General features: G+C 52.5%; 17 protein-coding genes, 7 tRNA genes and 3 other RNA genes. 9 read left to right on the top strand and 18 right to left on the bottom strand.

Annotated elements, in window-relative coordinates:
• Nucleotides 1-154 precede the first annotated feature (154 nt).
• From zipA to GA565_RS07280, 3 genes are all read left to right on the top strand, one after another.
• Nucleotides 155-1,183, top strand: a complete 1,029-nt coding sequence (zipA, locus tag GA565_RS07270; RefSeq protein ID WP_152197928.1) for a cell division protein ZipA — start codon at nt 155-157, stop codon at nt 1,181-1,183.
• Nucleotides 1,184-1,276: 93 nt separating this feature from the next.
• A complete protein-coding gene (gene ligA / locus GA565_RS07275; protein WP_152197929.1) occupies nt 1,277-3,301 on the top strand; it encodes an NAD-dependent DNA ligase LigA in 2,025 nt (674 codons plus the stop codon).
• 5 nt (nt 3,302-3,306) lie between these two features.
• Nucleotides 3,307-3,543 carry a DUF3820 family protein gene (locus tag GA565_RS07280; RefSeq protein WP_152197930.1) on the top strand — a complete coding sequence of 79 codons (237 nt, stop codon included), beginning with the start codon at nt 3,307-3,309 and terminating at the stop codon, nt 3,541-3,543.
• 80 nt (nt 3,544-3,623) lie between these two features.
• Here GA565_RS07280 and GA565_RS07285 read toward each other — a convergent pair whose 3' ends face one another.
• The gene (locus GA565_RS07285) at nt 3,624-4,643 is read right to left on the bottom strand and encodes a bile acid:sodium symporter family protein (protein ID WP_226951021.1); all 1,020 of its coding nucleotides are present in this window, start codon (nt 4,641-4,643) and stop codon (nt 3,624-3,626) included.
• Between the two features lie 104 nt (nt 4,644-4,747).
• On the opposite strand from GA565_RS07285, the gene GA565_RS07290 reads away from it, so the two are divergent.
• The gene (locus tag GA565_RS07290; RefSeq protein WP_084983222.1) at nt 4,748-5,680 is read left to right on the top strand and encodes a LysR family transcriptional regulator; all 933 of its coding nucleotides are present in this window, start codon (nt 4,748-4,750) and stop codon (nt 5,678-5,680) included.
• On the opposite strand, the gene GA565_RS07295 is transcribed toward GA565_RS07290, so the two are convergent.
• Entirely contained in the window at nt 5,677-6,219 is a 543-nt protein-coding gene (locus GA565_RS07295) for a nucleotidyltransferase family protein (RefSeq protein ID WP_084983221.1), read from the bottom strand. The genes GA565_RS07290 and GA565_RS07295 overlap by 4 nt on opposite strands.
• A gap of 232 nt (nt 6,220-6,451) precedes the next feature.
• Here GA565_RS07295 and GA565_RS07300 point away from each other — a divergent pair, with 232 nt between their 5' ends.
• Entirely contained in the window at nt 6,452-7,840 is a 1,389-nt protein-coding gene (locus GA565_RS07300) for an ethanolamine ammonia-lyase subunit EutB (protein WP_152197932.1), read from the top strand.
• A complete protein-coding gene (gene eutC / locus GA565_RS07305) occupies nt 7,840-8,640 on the top strand; it encodes an ethanolamine ammonia-lyase subunit EutC (RefSeq protein ID WP_152197933.1) in 801 nt (266 codons plus the stop codon). The genes GA565_RS07300 and eutC overlap by 1 nt, the downstream gene beginning before the upstream one ends.
• Before the next feature lie 518 nt (nt 8,641-9,158).
• On the opposite strand, the gene GA565_RS07315 is transcribed toward eutC, so the two are convergent.
• The 14 genes from GA565_RS07315 to GA565_RS07380 all read right to left on the bottom strand — a co-directional run bounded on the left by GA565_RS07315 (nt 9,159) and on the right by GA565_RS07380 (nt 16,620).
• Nucleotides 9,159-10,472 carry a M20 family metallopeptidase gene (locus tag GA565_RS07315; protein WP_152197935.1) on the bottom strand — a complete coding sequence of 438 codons (1,314 nt, stop codon included), beginning with the start codon at nt 10,470-10,472 and terminating at the stop codon, nt 9,159-9,161.
• Nucleotides 10,472-11,461 carry an ABC transporter permease gene (locus tag GA565_RS07320; protein WP_193311882.1) on the bottom strand — a complete coding sequence of 330 codons (990 nt, stop codon included), beginning with the start codon at nt 11,459-11,461 and terminating at the stop codon, nt 10,472-10,474. The genes GA565_RS07315 and GA565_RS07320 overlap by 1 nt, the downstream gene beginning before the upstream one ends.
• Nucleotides 11,458-12,471: an ABC transporter permease gene (locus GA565_RS07325; protein ID WP_226950923.1), complete on the bottom strand. Its 1,014-nt coding sequence runs from the start codon at nt 12,469-12,471 to the stop codon at nt 11,458-11,460. Before GA565_RS07325 ends, GA565_RS07320 begins: the two co-directional genes overlap by 4 nt.
• A gap of 52 nt (nt 12,472-12,523) precedes the next feature.
• Complete coding sequence (locus GA565_RS07330; RefSeq protein WP_152197936.1) at nt 12,524-13,528, bottom strand: autoinducer 2 ABC transporter substrate-binding protein; 1,005 nt, start codon at nt 13,526-13,528, stop codon at nt 12,524-12,526.
• 34 nt (nt 13,529-13,562) lie between these two features.
• The gene (locus GA565_RS07335; RefSeq protein WP_152197937.1) at nt 13,563-14,336 is read right to left on the bottom strand and encodes an ATP-binding cassette domain-containing protein; all 774 of its coding nucleotides are present in this window, start codon (nt 14,334-14,336) and stop codon (nt 13,563-13,565) included.
• 18 nt (nt 14,337-14,354) lie between these two features.
• A complete protein-coding gene (locus GA565_RS07340; RefSeq protein ID WP_055773811.1) occupies nt 14,355-15,128 on the bottom strand; it encodes a glutamine amidotransferase in 774 nt (257 codons plus the stop codon).
• Between the two features lie 356 nt (nt 15,129-15,484).
• A non-coding RNA gene (locus GA565_RS07345) (RtT sRNA) lies at nt 15,485-15,599 on the bottom strand.
• Nucleotides 15,600-15,676: 77 nt separating this feature from the next.
• Nucleotides 15,677-15,802, bottom strand: a non-coding RNA gene (locus tag GA565_RS07350) — RtT sRNA.
• A gap of 77 nt (nt 15,803-15,879) precedes the next feature.
• Nucleotides 15,880-16,005: non-coding RNA, RtT sRNA (locus GA565_RS07355), on the bottom strand.
• Nucleotides 16,006-16,082: 77 nt separating this feature from the next.
• Nucleotides 16,083-16,158: transfer RNA gene (locus tag GA565_RS07360), tRNA-Lys, on the bottom strand.
• A gap of 40 nt (nt 16,159-16,198) precedes the next feature.
• Nucleotides 16,199-16,274: transfer RNA gene (locus tag GA565_RS07365), tRNA-Val, on the bottom strand.
• 38 nt (nt 16,275-16,312) lie between these two features.
• Nucleotides 16,313-16,388, bottom strand: a tRNA-Val gene (locus GA565_RS07370).
• Nucleotides 16,389-16,427: 39 nt separating this feature from the next.
• Nucleotides 16,428-16,503 (bottom strand) — tRNA-Val (locus tag GA565_RS07375).
• 41 nt (nt 16,504-16,544) lie between these two features.
• A tRNA-Val gene (locus tag GA565_RS07380) sits at nt 16,545-16,620 on the bottom strand.
• 405 nt (nt 16,621-17,025) lie between these two features.
• Between GA565_RS07380 and gltX the strand changes: the two genes are divergently transcribed.
• Complete coding sequence (gene gltX, locus GA565_RS07385; protein ID WP_152197938.1) at nt 17,026-18,441, top strand: glutamate--tRNA ligase; 1,416 nt, start codon at nt 17,026-17,028, stop codon at nt 18,439-18,441.
• Nucleotides 18,442-18,541: 100 nt separating this feature from the next.
• Here gltX and GA565_RS07390 read toward each other — a convergent pair whose 3' ends face one another.
• Nucleotides 18,542-19,339: a formate/nitrite transporter family protein gene (locus tag GA565_RS07390; protein WP_152197939.1), complete on the bottom strand. Its 798-nt coding sequence runs from the start codon at nt 19,337-19,339 to the stop codon at nt 18,542-18,544.
• Nucleotides 19,340-19,697: 358 nt separating this feature from the next.
• Between GA565_RS07390 and GA565_RS07395 the strand changes: the two genes are divergently transcribed.
• Nucleotides 19,698-19,773: transfer RNA gene (locus GA565_RS07395), tRNA-Ala, on the top strand.
• A gap of 76 nt (nt 19,774-19,849) precedes the next feature.
• Nucleotides 19,850-19,925: transfer RNA gene (locus GA565_RS07400), tRNA-Ala, on the top strand.
• 137 nt (nt 19,926-20,062) lie between these two features.
• Here GA565_RS07400 and GA565_RS07405 read toward each other — a convergent pair.
• The gene (locus tag GA565_RS07405) at nt 20,063-21,250 is read right to left on the bottom strand and encodes a NupC/NupG family nucleoside CNT transporter (RefSeq protein ID WP_152197940.1); all 1,188 of its coding nucleotides are present in this window, start codon (nt 21,248-21,250) and stop codon (nt 20,063-20,065) included.
• Between the last annotated feature and the right edge of the window lie 107 nt (nt 21,251-21,357).

Genomic DNA, 21,357 nt, shown 5'->3' on the forward strand with positions numbered 1-21,357 from the left:
AGTAGTCAAACAGGATGCAACAATCATGTTTATTAGTATAAAACAGTGTCCAGACTTGCACTTATCAACTCAGGCAAATAGAGTTAGATAGGTGAATGTTTGCCGCGTTGGCAATGAATAATTACCTTATCGGTAAAGAACAACAGAGATAGCAATGATGCAGGACTTGCGTCTGATATTAATCGTTGTTGGTGCGATCGCCATAATTGCGTTGTTATTGCACGGTTTGTGGACCAGCCGTAAAGAACGCTCTTCGCTTTTTCGCGATCGTCCAGCTAAACGAGTGAAAAAAGAACGAGAGCAATCCCCGAGCGAAGATTTCGCTGATGGGGTGGGTGAAGTGCGTGTGCGTGCAGCCCACCCTCATGAGGAACCTTCTCTGGGAAGCTATGACGAAGCTGAGAAATATGCCCCGATGCATGCTGAACCAAAACATGCACCGCAGGCACCTGCCCCTCAGCAGCAGCCCGTGCAGCATGCACCGCAGCCTCGACCAGTGCCTCCTCAGGCGCCGGTTCAGCCGCCGCATTCTGCCGCTCAGCAAGACGATCCGCTGTTAAGCGGGTATTCGGCTGCCGAGCCTGTACATGCGCCGCGCCGCGAAGTGCCGGTTGAGCATCATCACGACGCTCAACATGCTCATGCACATTCAGCGCCTGTTCCTCCGGCCGAAATTCACGCGGACGCCGCGCCTGCTGCCCGCGCTGAACCGCAGGCTTTCGAGCTCGCCGAGCCCGAGGCATTGCCGGTTAAAGAAAAACTGAAAGAAACCGTTCTTGTGTTGCACGTTGCAGCGCATCAGGGGGGCGTAATCGGTGGCGAAGTATTGTTGCAGAGCGTATTGCAGGCTGGTTTCCAGTTTGGCGCGATGAACATTTTCCATCGCCACGTAAGCCCTGCTGGCAGCGGTCCTGTGCTGTTTAGCCTGGCTAACATGGTGAAGCCGGGTTCATTCGACCCAGAGAATATGTCTGATTTCTCAACGCCGGGTATCACGCTCTTTATGATGGTGCCGTGCTTTGGTGATGCGCATCAGAACTTCAAACTGCTGCTTCAGTCTGCTCAGCGCATTGCTGACGACGTAGGGGCTGTAGTGTGGGACGACGAGCGTCGAATGATTACGCCGCAGAAGCTCGAAACGTATAAAGCACGCATCCGTGAAGTGTTGGAAGCCACTGCCTAAGTTCTTCGAACGCGCTATGTATGCGCTACAATTTGCCAAACTTCTTACTAACCCCCGCCTGTCGGGGGTTTTTTATCTTCATGATGGTGAGCTATGGCCACAATTCAACAACAAATAAATCAACTACGCAGTCAGCTGCGTCACCATGAATATCAGTATCACGTGCTGGACACCCCCGAGGTTCCCGACGCCGAATACGACCGGTTGATGCGCGCGCTTCGCCAACTCGAAGAACAACATCCCGAGCTTATCACCCCAGATTCACCCACCCAACGCGTGGGCGCCGCACCACTTTCAGCTTTTGACCAGGTCAAACATCAGGTGCCAATGTTGTCGTTGGACAACGTTTTTGATGAAGAAAGTTTCCTGTCGTTTTATAAACGCGTTCAGGACCGGCTTAAAATTTCTACCGCGCTGACTTTTTGCTGCGAGCTTAAACTCGATGGTCTGGCCGTAAGTCTGCTGTATGAAAATGGCGAACTGGTGCAAGCCGCCACGCGCGGTGACGGCACGACCGGCGAAAATATCACCATGAACGTGCGTACTATTCGCGCTATTCCGCTGCGCTTGACCGGTGACAATATCCCGGCACGGCTCGAGGTGCGCGGTGAAGTGTTTATGCCTCAGCCTGGATTTGAAGCACTGAATGACGAAGCGCGCCGCACGGGCGGAAAAGTGTTTGCCAATCCGCGCAACGCCGCTGCCGGTTCACTGCGTCAGCTTGACCCACGTATCACCGCCAAACGTCCTTTGACCTTTTTCTGTTACGGCGTTGGCGCACTTGAGGGCGGTACACTTCCTGCCAGCCATTTGCAGCGTTTACTGCAGTTCAAACAGTGGGGATTGCCGGTCAGCGACCGTGTAAAACTCTGCACCGGCAGTGATGAAGTGCTGGCATTTTATCGCCAGGTCGAGCAGGACCGCGCGCAGCTCGGTTTCGACATAGATGGCGTGGTGGTCAAAATTGATTCTCTTGAAACGCAGGAGACGCTGGGCTTTGTCGCCCGTGCACCTCGCTGGGCCACGGCTTTCAAGTTTCCTGCCCAAGAGCAAATCACGCAGGTGAAAGACGTCGAGTTTCAGGTCGGGCGTACGGGGGCGATTACACCGGTTGCGCGTCTTGAACCGGTTCTGGTGGCGGGCGTCATGGTCAGTAACGCCACGCTGCACAACGCCGATGAGATTGAACGTCTGGGTCTGCGCATTGGCGACACGGTTGTCGTGCGCCGCGCCGGTGATGTTATTCCGCAGGTGGTAGGGATTATTGCTGACCAGCGACCTGAAGACGCCCGTGAAGTCGTGTTCCCAACGCACTGTCCGGTGTGTAATTCCGACGTTGAGCGCGTAGAAGGCGAGGCGGTGGCGCGTTGCACCGGTGGCCTGTTCTGCGGTGCGCAACGTAAAGAGGCGCTCAAACACTTTGTCTCTCGTCGCGCGCTGGACGTTGACGGCATGGGCGATAAAATTATCGACCAGCTGGTTGAGAAAGAGTATGTCAAAACGCCGGCTGATTTGTTTCGCCTGAGTGCCGGTATTATGACCGGTCTGGACAGAATGGGGCCAAAATCGGCACAAAATCTGGCAAAGGCGCTAGATAAGGCCAAAGAAACCACCTTTGCTCGTTTCCTGTATGCGTTGGGAATTCGTGAGGTTGGCGAAGCCACCGCGGCGAATCTGGCGGCGCATTATGGCAGCATTGATGCTCTGCGTGCCGCCGACGTTGATTCTCTTAAGCAGGTGCAGGACGTGGGTGACGTGGTGGCAAAACATGTGGTCAACTTCCTGGCCGAAGAGCACAACATTAAGGTGATTGACGATCTTCTGACTTTCGTTCACTGGCCTGCGCCGCAGGTCATTATTGCGGAAGAAATCGACAGTCCGTTTGCCGGCAAAGTGCTGGTGCTCACCGGCTCGCTGTCGATCCTCTCACGCGATGAAGCAAAAGATCGTTTAACGGCGCTGGGCGCAAAAGTGACCGGCAGCGTGTCTAAAAAAACCGATATGGTGATCGCCGGTGAAGCCGCGGGATCCAAGTTGGCGAAAGCGCTTGAGCTGGGCATTCAGGTTATCGATGAAGAAGAGATGATCCGTTTGCTGGGAGAGAGCGAAGGGGGGTAACAACAGTGGAAAAAGAAAATTTAATCGACATCGCCAATACTGTGATGCCGTTTGGCAAATATCAGGGAAGAGTGCTGATTGACCTGCCGGAGGAGTATTTGCTGTGGTTTGCCCGCAAAGGTGAGTTTCCCGAGGGGAAGCTTGGCATGCTGATGGAAATGGCGCTGGCGATTAAAATTGAAGGACTGCAGGATTTGCTCACGCCGCTCAAACGCGGTGGTCATAAATCGCACCCTGAGTAACTCGTTAATAATTTAAGACGTCGCCATTAAAAAAGCCGGTCATTTTACTGACCGGCTTTTTAGTTTTTGAACCCACTCTATCAATTCAATTTTGCCTGAACGGGCGCGGCAGTATCGCTCTTTTCTCGCTTTTCATTTTCCAGTTTTACCTGCTTATTGTGATAGCGTTTTGCCAGTACGGCGCAGATCATCAGCTGAACCTGATGGAAAATCATCAGCGGCAACACCATCATCCCAATCGCGCTGACAGGGAACAGAATGTTGGCCAGTGGAATACCGTTTGCCAGACTCTTTTTAGAACCGCAGAAGACAATAGTAATTTCCTCCGCCTTATTAAAGCCCATCCAGCGCGCCATGTAGGTGTTAAATACGATAACGATCGCCACCAGAATCACGCAGACTACGACGATAAATGCGAATGAACCGAGACCGACTTTGTGCCAGATCCCCTGCGTTACGGCTTCGCTGAAGGCGGTGTAAACCACCAGCAAAATCGAGGTTCTGTCAGTTTTACCGATCATCTTTTTATGTTTATCGACAAATTTGCCAATCAGCGGACGCAGCAGGTGTCCGGCCATAAACGGCACCAGCAGTTGCAGAATGATGTGCCACATCTGCTCCAGACCATTGCCGGTATCGCCCTGAACGTGCATCAGCATGCTCACCAGCAGTGGGGAAACAAAAATACCCAGCAGGCTAGAAGCCGAGGCGCTGCATACGGCCGCCGCGACGTTGCCGCCTGCCATTGAGGTAAAGGCAATCGCCGACTGCACGGTGGCAGGCAAAACGCACAGGTATACGAAGCCAGAATAAATCTGCGGGCTGACATCAACCGGGTGCCACCACTGGAACAGCAGGCCAAGGATAGGGAACAGGATGAAAGTGCTGAACATCACCCAAAGATGCAGGCGCCAGTTGTTGCTGCCCTCAAGTATTGCGGCGCGCGACAGTTTGGCACCGTGCATAAAGAACAGCAGGCCGATGGCGAAAATCGTCAGGTCATTGAAGGCAGTAATATAAATGCCGCGCGCTGGCAGGAAGGTCGCCAGAAGAACAGTGGCTACCAGCATCATGGTAAAGGTATCAGGCAAAAAACGCAGGACTTTCATAACGGTCTCATTATTTTGTAATCAATGGGGCTATTTTGTGCTTTTCGAGTAGAATTATAAAATTGATTTATTTAATCCATTAATGAATTTTTTTCATGAATTATTCTCTCAAACAGCTTAAGGTATTTATCGCCGTCGCCCGCTACGGCAGTTTTAGCCGCACCGGCGAGGTTATCGGCCTCGGACAGTCGGCAATTAGCCACAGCATCAAAGAGTTAGAGTCAGAAATGGGCGTGCGACTGCTTGACCGCACCACGCGAGAGGTGGCGCTTACCGATGCGGGGCGCCGATTGGCAAACCGCGTTGAGCCGCTGCTTGATGAACTGCACGCCATGCTGCTGGACACGCGCAGTTTTGGCACTGAGCAGAACGGTCGGGTACGCATAGCCTCAAGTCAGACTATTTCTGCCCATCTCATGCCGCAGTGTATCGCCAGCGGTGGCGATCTGTTTCCTGATATTCAGATTTTACTCAGGGATCAATCACAGCAGTTGGTATTAAACAGCGTGCGAAACGCCGAGGTGGATTTTGGCATTGTCATCGATCCTGGCTACAGCACCGACCTTGATACGGAAGTGATTCTGCACGAGCCGTTCCTGCTGCTGTGCCGCGAGGATAACCCTTTTGCACAGATGAGTTCCGTGCCTTGGACGGCATTGAATGAGGCTCGATTGGTGCTGCAAGATTACTCGTCGGGAAGCCGTCAACTGATAGACAAGGCGCTTGAGGAATTCTCAGTAAAAACTCAGGTTATTCAGGAAATAGGCCACCCAGCAACGCTGTTTCCAATGGTGGAAGCGGGGATTGGCATCAGCATATTCCCCGCACTGGCACTGCCGCTTCCCTCTGGCAGTCAGTTGGTGATTCGCCCGCTGTTACCCGAGGTAAACCGCGCATTGATGTTGGTGAAAAGAAAAAATCGTTCTTTAACGCCCGCTGCGTTAGCCATTTGGCAGGTGGTAAAACAGCAGGCACAGGCACTGACCGACAAGCGAGAAAGGGTTGGCCTAAACGTTCACTCGACCTAAATTTTTACGCTCAAGCCAGGCCAGCGGCGGATCCAGCCTTTTTCGCGTGCTCGCGCAAGCAGCACGTCGGGCTGGCCATGCTTAGGATTGGCACTGATGGTGTAACCAAACAGGCTTTCAATACCTAAAGGAGCCACCAGCTCCAACTGACTGTTAGCGTCGAGTTTAACCCCAATGGCGGTTTCAACCTCGACCCAGTAGCTGATGGCATCACTGCTAGACGTATATGGCTCGCGACCATATTTCAGGTGCATTCTTGCCTGATTTTTCACTGACCACGGCAGGGGGATCAAGTCATTTAGCCGTTGCTCATATTCGCGGTCTGCTTCAGGACTCAGGTTGGCAGGGTTGAAATAAATCACATCAATATCATTAAGCGGAGTGTTTTGCGCAAGTCCGTGTAGCCGATCCCACACCAGATTACGCACAAATCCAGCGGCGAGGCACCAGTCATTCAAGTTCAGCGTTTGTGCGGCCTGCAAGGCCTGCATGCGCATCTCGTCCTGCTTTATCCATTCGATAATTTTTTTCTGCTTCATGTCGTCTCTCCATAACGTGACTGAATTATCCTAGCAGAACGATATTTCATGCCTATGAAAAATACTCTCTTTTGTTATCTGAATTTCATATGACGTCCCGTTTCTGACGGAATGCTATTTTTGTAGCCCGCACGGCTAAAGTTTAGTCGAGCATGACTCACAGCTTGGGTGGTGAAAAATAGCTACGCTGTATATGAAGCAGTGGGGTAATTCACGGTTTTTAGGGAGTGCTATGTACCAGACCACCTTAAGTCATCGCAGCTATCGGTTTCGTGATTTACGAGATCTGATGGCCAAGGCATCACCAGCGCGGTCTGGTGACTATCTGGCCGAGATTGCCGCCGAAAGTGCAGAAGAGCGGATGGCGGCGAAAATGGCGCTGGCCGAATTGCCACTAAACGTTTTTCTTCAGCAGGTGCTTATTCCCTATGAAGAGGACGAGGTCACGCGGCTGATTATTGACAGCCACGATGCCGTGGCTTTTCAGGAAATATCGCATCTTACCGTAGGTGATTTTAGAGACTGGTTGCTCAGCGAAAAAACTGACTCGGCGGCATTGGCGCGGGTTGCGAAAGGTATCACCCCTGAGATGGCGGCGGCAGTCAGCAAACTGATGCGCAATCAGGACCTGATTTTGGTGGCGAAAAAATGCCGAGTGATCACCCGCTTTCGCAACACCATTGGACTGCCTGGGCACATGAGTGTGCGTTTGCAGCCTAATCATCCAACCGATAATCTACAGGGCATCGCGGCCAGCATGCTGGACGGGTTGCTTTATGGCTCAGGTGATGCGGTCATTGGCATTAATCCGGCCAGTGACAGCCTGCCGTTGCTGGAAAATCTCAACTACATGCTCGATGACGTCATTAGCCGTTTTGAGATCCCGACCCAGTCGTGCATTTTGACCCACGTGACCAATACGATAAAGCTTATTGAACGTGGTGCCCCGGTGGACCTGGTGTTTCAGTCTATAGCGGGAAGTGAGGCGGCCAACAGCGGTTTTGGTATCAATCTGGCGCTGCTTGAAGAGGCACAGCAGGCGGCGCTGAGCCTTAAGCGCGGCACGCTGGGTGACGACGTGATGTATTTTGAGACCGGACAGGGCAGCTGTCTCTCGGCCAATGCGCATTTTGGCGTTGACCAGCAAACCTGCGAAGCCCGCGCCTACGCCATCGCTCGTCGATTTTCGCCACTTTTGGTGAACACTGTGGTCGGTTTTATCGGCCCGGAATATCTTTACGACGGTAAGCAGATTATTCGTGCCGGTCTTGAAGACCATTTTTGCGGCAAGCTGCTGGGTGTGCCGCTGGGTTGCGACGTGTGTTATACCAACCACGCCGAGGCGGATCAGGACGACATGGATACCCTGCTGACTCTACTGGGCGCGGCGGGTCTGACTTTTCTGATTGGCGTGCCCGGCGCCGACGACATTATGCTGAATTATCAGAGCACTTCATTTCACGATGCGCTGTACATTCGCGAGCTGCTGGGCCTGAAACATGCGCCGGAGTTTGCTGTGTGGCTCGAGAAAATGAAAATAATCGATGAGGTAGGCAGGCTGCGAGATGCACGGGCATCACACCCGTTGCTCAGCCAACTTCCGCAGTTGGGAGTCCAATAATGAGCAAAGAGGAAGAAAAGCAGGCGCTGCAGTTGGTGCATGCCAATCCGTGGGAAACATTGCGCAAATTTACCGCGGCCAGAATTGCATTAGGCCGCACGGGTGCAAGTTTGCCAACCGACGAAGTTCTGCGTTTTGGTTTGGCTCACGCACAGGCGCGGGACGCGGTACATCAGCCTTTTCACAGTGAGGAGCTAGAACCTGAACTTCACGCCTTGGGCCTGAAGACCCTGCGCGTTGAAAGCGCGGCGGCCGATCGCACTACCTACCTTTGTCGTCCTGACCTGGGGCGCAGACTGTCCTCTGACAGTCGAGATTTTTTACAGTCCCTGCCTCATGAGCCGGCAGATTTAGTGCTGGTGGTGGCTGATGGTCTATCATCAAAGGCCGTTCACCGGCAGGCCGTGCCCTTGATTAAGGCGGTGTTGCCTTATCTTGATCAGCTAAACCTAAAGGTAGGGCCGGTGATATTGGCACATCAGTCTCGCGTTGCGATGGGTGATGACATTGCCGAGTCAATGAAAGCCAAAGCGGTCGCTATTTTAATCGGTGAGCGTCCCGGTCTTTCATCGCCCGACAGCCTGGGCATCTACATGACTTGGGGGCCACACATTCGGCGTATGGAGTCAGAGAGAAATTGCATTTCAAACGTACGTCCCGAAGGGCTGGACTATCCTCAGGCGGCGTTTAAGCTCGCCTGGCTACTGGAGCAGGCATTCCATCGCCAACTGTCTGGGGTGAATCTCAAAGATGAGAGTGATAATCCTGCCTTGCAGGGAAAGGTCGTGTTTATAAACTAGGGTAAAGATTTTACTTCACCCTTAAGACTGGTTTTTTATCCGTTGATTATTAGCTCTGAGGCTTGCTGTCAGGATGTAATGTGACCCGTTTTGTGATGGTCTTCCCGTATGTTTTCATCCGGCGTTTCTGCGGTATCCGCGAATCTATTGTGGCTGTGAAAGCCGCCAGGGTGCGCGAGCGCTGATTTTAAATGGATCCTTTCTTTTGCCATCGCGCCGAACGTGATGAAGATAAAAAGCACCGCAAAGCTGAGTCTCGGTTTCATATCCTTTTGCCTCAAGGTTCAATCGTCAGACTGTATAGTAAAGCCCGCAGAGTAAAGCAGTGTCAGCCCTTTTTAAGTCTCAAATGATATCTGTAACGTTTTTAGCGGGCAGTTGAGACGCATTGCGTGCCAGCAGAATCGGGTCATAGCCACGGCCGACTAAAGGATCGTCATAGATTGCAACCATGCCCGTATCTGCACTTACCTTTATCCTCACATCTTAAATGACATCACCCCTCCGTTTTAAGCCAACTATTTACACCACTTCTCGATGGCGATGGCGATGGCCTTAGTGCAGTTCACCAGATCAATGACCGGCACACGCTCGTTCGGCTGGTGCGACTGCGCCGGATCGCCGGGACCAAAGTTTACCGTCGGCGTGTTGCCTAAACCGGTGGGTAAACCAATATCGCTGTGCGCACCAAAACCAGACAATGCCGGAGACAGATCGGCCTCAATCACGGCCTGCTGGAAAGTTTGCACAAACGGATGATCGGCAGGGATTTCTGCACAGTCCGCGTCGAGGATCCACTCCATTTTGGCCGGATGCTGGCGAAGGTAAGGATCGGCAAGGCAGATGTTCGCCAGGTGCTCTTCTACCTCACGCTTCACATGTCCACCAAGTCCAAACGAGTCTTTTTCAGACGGCAGATACTGCACATCAATGATGATTTCGCCATAGCCCGCCGTCGATGACGGATGTTCTCCCACTTTCAACTGCGTGACCAAAATCTGGTTCGGCAGCTCCATCAGGGGATGATTTTTCTTCGGATCAAACTGCCAGCGGCGGTTGATGATATCTATGCCGTCCATAATCTGGCGGCAAAGCTGTACCGCATCCACCGGCCCGGTACTGTCCCATGAGTTAGGCATCAGTTCCGCATGGCCTCCCACGCCGTTGACCAGAATTTTGCCCCACAATATTCCGTGGCAAAGAGGGGCAATCCGATTAGCACTCGGTTCGGTCATGATACCGGCATCGGCCTTAAATCCACGGTCAACCATCGCCAGCGATCCCATGCCACCAATTTCTTCGTCAACAACGGTGGTAAACACGATGTCTCCGGCATGTTCGATGCCCAGTTCTTGCAAAAACTCTACTGCCATCAGCATGCAGGCGACGCCGCCTTTCATGTCAACCGCGCCTCGGCCAAAGACTTGTTGATCAATCACCTGTGGCAAGAAGGGATCGGTGTTCCAATGTGCACGTGCACCGGGCGGAACGACATCGATATGCCCCGTCAGCATGATTGACTTACCGCCGCCGGTGCCTTTTAAGGTGCCACCCAGATTCGGCCTGCCTTCAAAGGTTCTGCCTTTGTTAGCGCCCGGCCTGCCTTTGTATTTTTCATACAGCGCCGGACCATCCGGATCCCACAGGTCAGTGGTCATGCCCAGTTTTTCAAGGCGTTTTTGCAAATAGAGCTGGCAGTCACGCTCTCCAGGCCCTGCCTGAGTAGGGTCCACCAGCACAATCGACGGGAAAGACAAAATGTCGCACAGCGTATCGACGATGCGCTGTTGATTCGCTTCAATATGAGCAGAAATTTTCTCTGAAAGGCGCATTATCGGGCTCCGTTAGTTTGCGATACGCGGGATGAAAGACGATCGGCCAGCAGTACGGCAATCAGTAACAGGCCAACTACGCCAACCTGCCATACGCTGTTGATTCCAAACTGCAACATGCTGGTTTTCAAGGCGACCAGCAGCAGCACAGCGGCGAAAACACCGCTGACGCCACCTTTGCCACCAAAGATTGCCATGCCGCCCAGCAGTGCGGCGGTCAGGGATTCAAGTTCAAGATTGACGCCGGCATCGGGCCTGCCGCTGCCGAGCCATGAGAGGGAAACAAACCCGGCAGCACCGGCCAGCAGGCCGCACAGGCTGTAAAGCAGGATGCGTACTTTATCCACCGGAATTCCAACCAGTCGCGCAGAGTTTTCATTAAACCCCATGGCGTAAATCCAGCGACCCCAACTAGTGAATGAAAGAATGACAGCGACAATCACAAACGCGGGGATAACTAAGGTCAAAAATGGCAGCGGAATATCGCCGAGCATGCCGCGACCCCAAGGCAAAGCCCAATCGGGCACGCCTGACTGCGCCGAACCGTCGGTTAAACAAAGCGCCAACCCGGAGTACAGATAAAAGGTTCCCAGCGTGACGATGAGCGGATAAATGCGCAGCCTGGCGACCAGAATGCCGTTCAGCGCACCGAGCAAGCCGCCGCACAGCAGGCAAACCACCGGCAGCAGCATGGGAGGAAGTCCAGCCTGCAGGCTCATAATGCCGACGATCGCCGAAAGTGAGACATTGCCGCCGACGGAAAGATCGATACCCGCTCCGCCGCACAGCACCACCAGCGCCTGACCGAGAGAGACCAGCGCCAGCAGGGTGGCGAACTGTAGAATACTGCTCAACGTCGCGCCGGAGAGAATAGAGGGCTGGGCCACGAGGATAACCAGCGCCAGCACTAGCCACAGCGCGGCCAGAATGCTCAACACCAAATTTTTCTGACACCAGCGCGCCAGGCCGAAATTTACCGCAGACTTCATGATGAATGCCCCCCAAGTCCTGACACACTTTTAGGCCGTCTGAACCACGAGTGATATTTAAGCCGTCCCGTGGCAACCTCCGCAATTAACACCAACAGCAGCAGCGCACCGGTCACCACCGTCTGCCAGAGAGAAGGCACGCCAATCAGCAACAGGCCGTTTTGCAAAATACGCAGCAGGAAAACGCCAAGCACCGTGCCGAGCAGGCTGCAGTGTCCGCCCATAATGCCGGTTCCCCCCAGTACCACGGCGGCGATGGCCTCCAGCGCCAGCGTGCTGCCGATGGTCATCTCTACGTTGCGATAGGTGGCAACATAGAAGGTGGCGGCTAAACCGCACAGCGCCCCGCTGATGATAAAGGTGGCAAATCTGACGCGAACGACGGCGATACCGGACAATCGTGCCTTGTCGGGCGAGTGGCCAATCGCCAAAAGATGCGGGCCGAACGGCGTGCGGCGCAGTGCAATCCACACCAGCAGATAGGCTAGAATAATGACCCACGCGGTTACCGGCAGCCCCAGCAGGTGTTTACCCAGCTGGTGGGTCAGCGTTGAGGGCAGGCCTGAAAGCCACTGGCCGCCCAGCAGGGCAAACACCGCCGTGCGGTAGACGCCATATAAGCCAAGCGTGCCGACAATCGGCGGGATCCTGCCCAGTACCACCACACAGGCGGTAATCAATCCGGCAATAATGCCGATAACCGGACCCGCCAGCGCCGTCAGCGTTGGGTTAAGCGGAGTATTTAGCAGTTGTCCGACGCCAATGGCCGCCAGACCCATGACCACGCCGACTGAAACATCGACGCCGCCCATGGCCAGCAGCAGCGTCATTCCAAGGCCTATCAACAGCAGCTCTACGCTGTTTCGCATCACGGTGGTTAAATTATCCACCGTGGCGAAATAGGGCGAGGCCAGTGTGAAAATGACCATGGCCAGAATGCACACTGCGGCCAGCGTTATCTCGCGCCCGGATAACGAAATTATCGATTTAAGGCTCAATGGGTTTGCCACAGCGTTGTGCTCTCCGTTGAATAAAATTGAATTATTCAGCGTTAAACGGGGATCAGAAATGGAACTGATCGACGTTTTTCGCGGTAAAGACCGCCGGGGAACCCAGCAGCAGCACGCCGGTTTTGGCGTCATATTTAACCGACTGATCCAGTCCAGGAACGTGGTTTTCGGCGCTGAAACTTTTACCGTCGATAAGCTGTTTTCCGGCCCAAACGGTTAAATAACCGAGTTTTTCTGGATCCCACAGCACGGAGTAGCCAAAGGATCCGCTCTTAAGATACGAACGTGCGGTGTTTGGACTGCAATATCCGGCGCCTATCACTTTGCCAATTTTGTCAGCCGTTTCGATGGCCTGCGCCACGCCCGGACAGGTGGTTGAAGCGACGGCAATAATGCCTTTAAGATCCGGATGTGAGGACATCAGGTCTGTGGATATTTGTGCAGCACGACTGGCAGTGCCGCCGGCGAACTGCGGTTTCAACAGAGTGACATTTGGATATTTTTCTTTCACCCGTTTTTGCATAAAGCTTATCCAGGCATTGAGGTTAGAGGCGGTTGCTTCACCTGAAACAATGCCAATGGTGGCGTGGTCACCGACGCGGTCGACCATTTGATCGATAATGGTGTCGCCGAGTCCCTCGTCCGTAGCCTGGGCGACATACACCGCTCGGCCACTGTCTGGGGCATCGCTGTCACTGGTGAACAGTTTGATATTTTTAGCTTTGGCCTGAGCCACTACCGGCGCAATGCTTGACGCGTCGAGCACACTGACGGAAATTGCGTTAACGCCCTGAGCAATCAGATTTTGAACAATTTGTAACTGGTCCATCGGGTTGGTATCAACCGGGCCGGAATAGATAAAATCCACGCCAAACTGTTTGGCCGCGCGTTCTCCGCCGTCCTGCATTGCCTTGAAGTAAGGAATACCGACTATCTGGGGCACAAACGCCACTTTGGGTTGGTCAGCAGCCCAGGCACCTGCGGCACTCGTTGCCATCAGCGCCGAAGCGACTAACGTTGCTGTGAGCGTCTTTGCTATCAGTGAAGTCTTTAACATAACGGTTCCACCATCGGTAAAGGGATAAACGCGGCTAAACAGTGACAGCATCGAACGCCCGCGCGTCGGGATGAGCGCCCGTGATTAACGAAACAATTTCTTCGGGAGTGGTGTCCAAACGACGTCGTTCGGCGATTTTTCGGCCGCGGCGGAATACCACCATGCGGTCGGCAACGTCGAAGACGTCAGAAATATTGTGACTTATCAATACGACGGCGCAGCCTCGCTCTGCCAGCTTGCGGGTCAGAGACAATACCTTGCGCGTTTCTGCCACCGCGAGCGCTGCCGTTGGCTCATCCATAATCACCAGGCGAGCATTGAGGTTCAGCGCGCGGCAAATCGCGACCGCCTGACGTTGACCGCCAGAAAGGCTGCCCACCGGCGCCTGAGGATCGGTGATATGGGCTTCAAGTTCGAGCAGCAACTCTGCAACGCGGGTCTGCATTGCCTGTTGGCGTAAAAAAGGAATGCCCAAAAAGTGGCGTTTAAGCTCACGGCCAAGAAACACATTTTCGGCTATCGACAGATTTTCAGACAGTGCAAGCTCTTGAAAAATTGTCGCAATACCGCTGTCTGCCGCCTCTTTCGGTGAGGAAAATACTGCGGGTTTCCCCGCAACCAGCAGTTGGCCTTCCGTCGCTGGGTAGGCACCGGCCAGCACTTTGGTGAAAGTAGACTTTCCGGCACCGTTATCGCCGAGCAACGCCAACACTTCCCCGGCATAGATATCAATATTAATATCGTTAAGTGCAGTCAGGGCGCCAAAGCGTTTGGTGATATGTTTGGCCTGAACGTAGGGCTGACTCATGCGCAATCCCCTCAGTTATCAGGCGTCTTCAAGCCGGGTGAGCCAGCTCAGGCAGTTTTTCCACAGCTGGTCGTAGCCGGGCCATTGAATGAACTCTCCGGGTACCCAGTGTGGGCCAATATCGGAAGTCCAAACTAACGAACGGCCTTCGCCATAGGTGCCGCTCACCAGCAGCGGGTGACCGCCTTCGTCGTCAGGCAGTGTGGCAAGCACTTCAGCGCCTTCTTTTAGCAATACTTCGTTTGCGCCGAGCAGCAATGGCCACTGGCCGGTAATGCCGTTGAGAATAGGGTGATCCTGCGGGGCGGTGATTTTTGCCGAAAATCCTTCAGGGATCTCAAGGCGGTCGTCATACGGCAGGCAGGTGACCGGCAGTGCATCTTCAACCGGCGTATTGCGCCAGCGCGCTTTGCCGTCGATTCCCTGGAAAGAGAAATAACCGCCAATCATCATCAGGCCGCCGCCCTCTGCGGTCCATTGGCGCAAAAGCTTCAGGCGATTGGGCATCGGTTTGCTGTGCATCCAAACCGCAGGGGGCAGCAGCAGAGAGTTGGCGCCGATATCGGATAAAATAATTGCGTCGTAGGCTTTGAGGCCTTCCATATCAAACGGCAGCTTTTCGACCACCTCGTGAGCCGGCATATAAGTCAGTTCAAATTCAGTATTTTCCAGCGCTTTTACTAACGGTTCAGCGCCGAGATGAAAAGTCACACTGCCAAACTGATCAAATCCTTTGTAATGGGTGGCCGAACTTACCCAGCTTTCACCTAACAACAATACGCGTTTGCTCATACTGCTTTCTCCTGAACGAGGTGTTTATTTCACCTCAGGGATTGAAAATAGAAATGTTCGATTACGTGGTTTTCGCCCGGATCCGAGAAGAGATCCACATGCATCTTTACGGCTCATTACAGGTTGATATCAAAGTAAACCGGTTTAGTAAAGCGGTTTAGTGGTGGTAAATTGAGCTATTTGGTGAAATATAAGCCAAATGTATGGTGGGTCACGAAAAGCCGTTTTTGTTGAAAGGATTTACTTATGGAAAGGGGACTTTTTGGTTAATAAGCAGCCCAGTGTTTATGAGACTTTGGGTCAGGGCAGGGAGAGTTAAGAGGGCGGTGTTTGGCATAAAATCCGGCGTTATATTCTGCGGCTGAGCACGAAATATTTTCTCACCCTTCGGGCAACGCGAGTGCGTTGTCGTCTCGCTTCGCTCGGCTCGAACCTGAACGCAGCTTCTCACCCACGCGGCTAGCGGAATTTGTGGGTTTTGAGCGAGCAAAATTTTCAGTGTCGCTGAAACGCAAAAAACGCCCGTTAGGCGCTTTTTTCTTACTAAGTGGTGGGCCGTGCGGGATTGATTCGGCCTTTGGCCTCACCCTTCGGGCAACGCGAGTGCGTTGTCGTCTCGCTTCGCTCGGCTCGAACCTGAACGCAGCTTCTCACCCACGCGGCTAGCGGAATTTGTGGGTTTTGAGCGAGCAAAATTTTCAGTATCGCTGAAACGCAAAAAACGCCCGTTAGGCGCTTTTTTCTTACTAAATGGTGGGCCGTGCGGGATTGATTCGGCCTTTGGCCTCACCCTTCGGGCAACGCGAGTGCGTTGTCGTCTCGCTTCGCTCGGCTCGAACCTGAACGCAGCTTCTCACCCACGCGGCTAGCGGAATTTGTGGGTTTTGAGCGAGCAAAATTTTCAGTATCGCTGAAACGCAAAAAACGCCCGTTAGGCGCTTTTTTCTTACTAAGTGGTGGGCCGTGCGGGATTCGAACCTGCGACCAATTGATTAAAAGTCAACTGCTCTACCAACTGAGCTAACGGCCCACTGTTTAGTGGCTTTTACTGCTTAACTGCTTATCAGAAGTGGTGGGCGATGACGGGTTCGAACCGCCGACCCCCTCCGTGTAAAGGAGATGCTCTACCAACTGAGCTAATCGCCCACTTCTGAAAACTGTTTCGTAAGAAGATTACCGAGAAATGGTGGGCGATGACGGGTTCGAACCGCCGACCCCCTCCGTGTAAAGGAGATGCTCTACCAACTGAGCTAATCGCCCATTTCTCATTTCTTCTTACTGCACCATCACTCATAAGAGTGGTGGGCGATGACGGGTTCGAACCGCCGACCCCCTCCGTGTAAAGGAGATGCTCTACCAACTGAGCTAATCGCCCATCATAAGATGGCTTATCACAACGCGGTCACTCGTAATGAGTGGTGGGCGATGACGGGTTCGAACCGCCGACCCCCTCCGTGTAAAGGAGATGCTCTACCAACTGAGCTAATCGCCCCGTCGTGATGGAGTCGCATTATAGGGATAGTTCGAATTGAGTCAACGGTTTTTAAAAACAAAAATGACTGTTCGGCGTAAAACTAGACAAGACGCCAAAAAATTATGCAATCCGGTCTATTCTTTATGCATCAACGACCTGAAAAAGCCGTTTATCACAGAAATTAACCCGCTGCCGGTTGCATTCAATTCGCGCTATCCCCAACGAATGTGGAAGGATATTGCTATCTTTCCACCTATCAACGTTGAGGATCCAGTGCAGGGTGGTAGAATGAGCCCACTTTATACCCTTCGTATATGAAGATGCAGCGGCCTTGCCGCACTTCTATTTACGTTAAGTATCGTATTATGAGTGTCACGTTTTAACGCGACATCTATTTGAAACATAGTTAAGGCTGCTTTCCCGATGAAAATCAAAACCCGTTTTGCTCCCAGTCCAACCGGCTATTTGCACGTTGGCGGCGCTCGTACAGCACTTTACTCCTGGCTTTATGCGCGCAATCTGGGCGGAGAGTTTGTGTTACGTATAGAAGATACCGATCTGGAGCGCTCCACTCAGGCGGCAATCGATGCGATTATGGATGGCATGAACTGGCTGAATCTTGATTGGGATGAAGGTCCGTACTTCCAGACCAAACGCTTTGACCGTTATAACGCCGTTATCGATCAGATGCTGGAAAATGGCACGGCCTATAAGTGTTACTGCTCTAAAGAGCGTCTCGAAGCGCTGCGTGAAGAGCAAATGGCGAATAATGAAAAGCCTCGCTACGACGGTCGCTGCCGCGATAGCCATGAGCATCATGCCGACGATGAGCCATGCGTAGTGCGTTTTCGCAACCCGCAGGAAGGTTCTGTTATTTTCGACGACCAAATCCGTGGCCCGATCGAATTCAGCAACCTTGAGCTAGACGATCTGATTATTCGCCGTACTGATGGTGCCCCAACGTATAACTTCTGCGTCGTTATCGATGACTGGGATATGGAAATCACCCACGTTATTCGTGGTGAAGACCACATCAACAACACGCCGCGTCAGATTAACATCCTCAAAGCGCTGGGCGCGCCGGTGCCAATTTACGCACACGTCTCGATGATTTTGGGTGATGACGGTAAAAAGCTGTCCAAGCGTCACGGCGCAGTGGGTGTTATGCAGTATCGCGACGACGGCTATCTGCCTGAAGCGCTGCTGAACTACCTGGTGCGTTTGGGATGGTCACACGGCGATCAGGAAATCTTCAGCGTTGACGAAATGAAGGCGATGTTCAGCCTCGACAACGTCAGCAAGTCTGCCAGCGCCTTCAACACTGAAAAGCTGCAGTGGCTGAACCATCATTATATTAACTCCCTGCCGCCGGAGTACGTTGCTACCCATTTGCAGTGGCACATTGAACAGCAGGGCATCGAGACCCGCAACGGTCCTGAACTTGCCGACCTGGTAAAACTGCTGGGTGAGCGCTGTAAGACCTTGAAAGAAATGGCTGAATCTTGCCACTACTTCTATCAGGATTTTAGCGAGTTTGACGAAGCCGCAGCTAAAAAACATTTGCGTCCCGTTGCACGTCAGCCTCTGGAAGCCGTGCGTGCCAATCTTGCGGCCATCACTGCCTGGACACCTGAAAACGTGCATAACGCGATTCAGGGCACCGCAGACGAATTAGGTGTGGGCATGGGCAAAGTGGGTATGCCACTGCGCGTTGCCGTTACCGGCGCAGGCATGTCTCCGGGCATGGACGTTACCGTGCACGCTATCGGTCAGAGCCGCACACTTTCTCGCATCGACAAGGCGTTGGTTTACATCGCCGAGCGAGAAGCTCAGGCTTAAGTCCTGCTCATTATCACACCTAATCTGGCCTTAAACGCCAGATAGACAAAAGGCCAGTGGAGCGATCCACTGGCCTTTTTTAATCAATCTTCAAAAGTGTTTAGCGAGACTGAGAAGTCGACTCTGCTGATGCCGCCGTTGGACGGTAAGCCATAAAGTACATCAGGCCTACGAATCCAGCACCGCCCACCGCATTGCCCAGGAATACCGCTACAAAGTTAGGGAAGTACTGTGACCAGCTCAGGGCCCCGGCGAAAATGGCGGCCGGAATGATAAACATGTTGGCCACAACGTGCTGGAAACCGATGGCGACGAACGCCATAACCGGGAACCACATGCCAATAACTTTGCCACCCATCTCTTTACTCGCGAAAGCCAGCCACACCGCCAGACACACCAGCCAGTTACAGCCTACGCCGGAAATGAACGAATGCATAAAGTCAGCGCTGACCTTAGCCTGTGCCGTTGCAACGGTTTTTGCCAGAAATACGCCTTCGGTCATACCCAAAACATGGCCGAAGAAGTAGGCCACGGCGATGCTGCCGATAAGGTTGGCAACGGTCACCCAGAACCAGTTGCGCACGACGGCGAACAGGCTGATTTGACGTGCAAACCAGGCCATTGGCAGGGTCATCATATTACCGGTCAGCAGTTCGCCGCCCGCCAAGACGGTGAGGATCAGACCAACCGGGAAGACTGCCGCGCCCAGCAGGCCGCCAAATGAACCCCAGGCTGCAGGCAGTGTCCCTACAACATGCAAGTCAAGCAGGAAGCCTATAGCGATAAAGGCACCAGCAAGAAAACCAAGGATAAGCAAATTGGCTACGGACGAACGACTTTTGCTCACACCGGCCGCAACGGCGAGTGAAGCTATCTCTTTAGGTGAATACAGGGACATGAGTAGGCTCGAATAGTGATTGATAATTGTTATAAAGCGATTGAAGTTTATTATGAGAATTCTCTGAGAACAAGATGCCTTAAGCACCTCGTTAACGGTTCGTTAATAAAGAGGCCACAGTTTGTAAGGGAAATGCGTAATGGGATCAATTAAGTGGCGGGAGAATGTTTGCTCTCAAATGATAAGGCAGAGTTGGCCGTGTGCGCATCTTTTGTTCAAGGTAAGTGAAAAATCGCTTTCGCAGCCAGTATTTGGCGTCTTTTTCAGCGCTTAATTACATAATCAAATTTAGCCGTTGACAGGCTAGGCGGGGTTTCATATTATGCGCCCCGTTCACAAGATTTAATGTGTCTGGAACGGGGGTATAGCTCAGCTGGGAGAGCGCTTGCATGGCATGCAAGAGGTCAGCGGTTCGATCCCGCTTATCTCCACCAATCTTCTTCTCAGAGCAGGTTGGTCGCTTACATCTTCCCAAGATGTAAGCAGAAGACAGTAAATCGGAACACCCGTGGGGGTATAGCTCAGCTGGGAGAGCGCTTGCATGGCATGCAAGAGGTCAGCGGTTCGATCCCGCTTATCTCCACCAAATTTAAAGAACCCGCTTCGGCGGGTTTTTGCTTTTCTATATTCTGCTTTTTAGTTTCCAGAACTTCCCTTAGCGCTATTTTGCGCCCATAAAAAAAGGCGCCGAAGCGCCTTTTCATACAGTTTCTGCCGATAACGTTATGCCAGTACCAGACCGGCGATAGACGCAGACAGCACGCTCACCAGCGTTGAACCGTACAGCAGTTTCAGGCCGAAGCGAGAGACCACGTTACCTTGTTGCTCGTTCAGGCCCTTGATTGCACCAGCAACGATACCAATCGACGAGAAGTTGGCGAACGACACCAGGAACACCGACAGAATACCGACGCCGCGCGGTGACAGATCGTGAGCGACTTTCTGCAAATCAAGCATCGCAACGAACTCGTTGGAAACCAGCTTGGTGGCCATGATGCTGCCAACCTGCAGCGCTTCGTGGCTTGGAACACCCATCACCCATGCGAACGGATAGAAGACATAACCAAGCACACCCTGGAAGCTGATGCCAAACACAGTATCAAACAGGGCGTTCAGGCAAGAGATCAGCGCAATAAAGCCGATCAGCATGGCTGCAACGATAATTGCTACTTTGAAACCGGCCAGGATATATTCACCCAGCATTTCAAAGAAGCTCTGTCCTGCGTGTGCATTGGTCATTTGCAGGTCTTCTTCACCCTCAACCTTATAAGGGTTGATCAGTGAAAGAACGATGAAGGTACTGAACATATTCAGGATCAGCGCCGCAACAACGAACTTAGGTTCCAACATGGTCATGTAAGCACCGACAATCGACATTGAAACTGTCGACATTGCCGTTGCGGCCATGGTGTACATGCGTTTTTCAGACATTTTGCCCAGAATATCTTTATACGCGATAAAGTTTTCTGACTGACCAAGGATCAGCGAGCTCACGGCATTAAAGGATTCCAGTTTTCCCATACCATTGATTTTAGACAAAATAGTACCGATTATGCGGATAACTACCGGCAGAATGCGGACATGCTGCAGAATACCAATCAGTGCAGAGATAAAGACGATTGGGCACAGTACATTGAGGAAGAAGAACGCTAATCCTTTTTCGTTCATGCCTCCAAATACGAAACCTGTCCCTTCTGCTGCGAATTTCAAAAGCTTTTCAAACAAGTCTGAGAAACCTTTTACAAAACCTAATCCAATTTCTGAATTAAGGAAGAAATAGGCTAATAAGACTTCAATGACCAATAACTGAACAACGAAACGTAAACGAATATTTTTACGATCACGACTCACCAGTAAGGCCAGTACTGCGACAACGGCTAATGCTAATACAAAGTGCAGTATTCGGGACATGTGTGCTCCAAATTTGAGGCAGGCAATATTTCGACGGACATTTTATGTAACACGTACATAAAAAATGTGATATCTATTGCAAATATAGGAATTAAGCTGATAAAAAG

This window comes from Rouxiella sp. S1S-2 (assembly GCF_009208105.1).
GTDB lineage: Bacteria > Pseudomonadota > Gammaproteobacteria > Enterobacterales > Enterobacteriaceae > Rouxiella.

Coding starts and splice junctions, on each gene's coding strand:
- GA565_RS07340 (WP_055773811.1), bottom strand. CDS start 15,128: ATGAGCAAACGCGTATTGTTGTTAGGTGAAAGCTGGGTAAGTTCGGCC.
- GA565_RS07330 (WP_152197936.1), bottom strand. CDS start 13,528: ATGTTAAAGACTTCACTGATAGCAAAGACGCTCACAGCAACGTTAGTC.
- zipA (WP_152197928.1), top strand. CDS start 155: ATGATGCAGGACTTGCGTCTGATATTAATCGTTGTTGGTGCGATCGCC.
- GA565_RS07315 (WP_152197935.1), bottom strand. CDS start 10,472: ATGCGCCTTTCAGAGAAAATTTCTGCTCATATTGAAGCGAATCAACAG.
- GA565_RS07295 (WP_084983221.1), bottom strand. CDS start 6,219: ATGAAGCAGAAAAAAATTATCGAATGGATAAAGCAGGACGAGATGCGC.
- GA565_RS07290 (WP_084983222.1), top strand. CDS start 4,748: ATGAATTATTCTCTCAAACAGCTTAAGGTATTTATCGCCGTCGCCCGC.
- GA565_RS07390 (WP_152197939.1), bottom strand. CDS start 19,339: ATGTCCCTGTATTCACCTAAAGAGATAGCTTCACTCGCCGTTGCGGCC.
- GA565_RS07405 (WP_152197940.1), bottom strand. CDS start 21,250: ATGTCCCGAATACTGCACTTTGTATTAGCATTAGCCGTTGTCGCAGTA.
- GA565_RS07320 (WP_193311882.1), bottom strand. CDS start 11,461: ATGAAGTCTGCGGTAAATTTCGGCCTGGCGCGCTGGTGTCAGAAAAAT.
- GA565_RS07335 (WP_152197937.1), bottom strand. CDS start 14,336: ATGAGTCAGCCCTACGTTCAGGCCAAACATATCACCAAACGCTTTGGC.
- eutC (WP_152197933.1), top strand. CDS start 7,840: ATGAGCAAAGAGGAAGAAAAGCAGGCGCTGCAGTTGGTGCATGCCAAT.
- ligA (WP_152197929.1), top strand. CDS start 1,277: ATGGCCACAATTCAACAACAAATAAATCAACTACGCAGTCAGCTGCGT.
- GA565_RS07300 (WP_152197932.1), top strand. CDS start 6,452: ATGTACCAGACCACCTTAAGTCATCGCAGCTATCGGTTTCGTGATTTA.
- gltX (WP_152197938.1), top strand. CDS start 17,026: ATGAAAATCAAAACCCGTTTTGCTCCCAGTCCAACCGGCTATTTGCAC.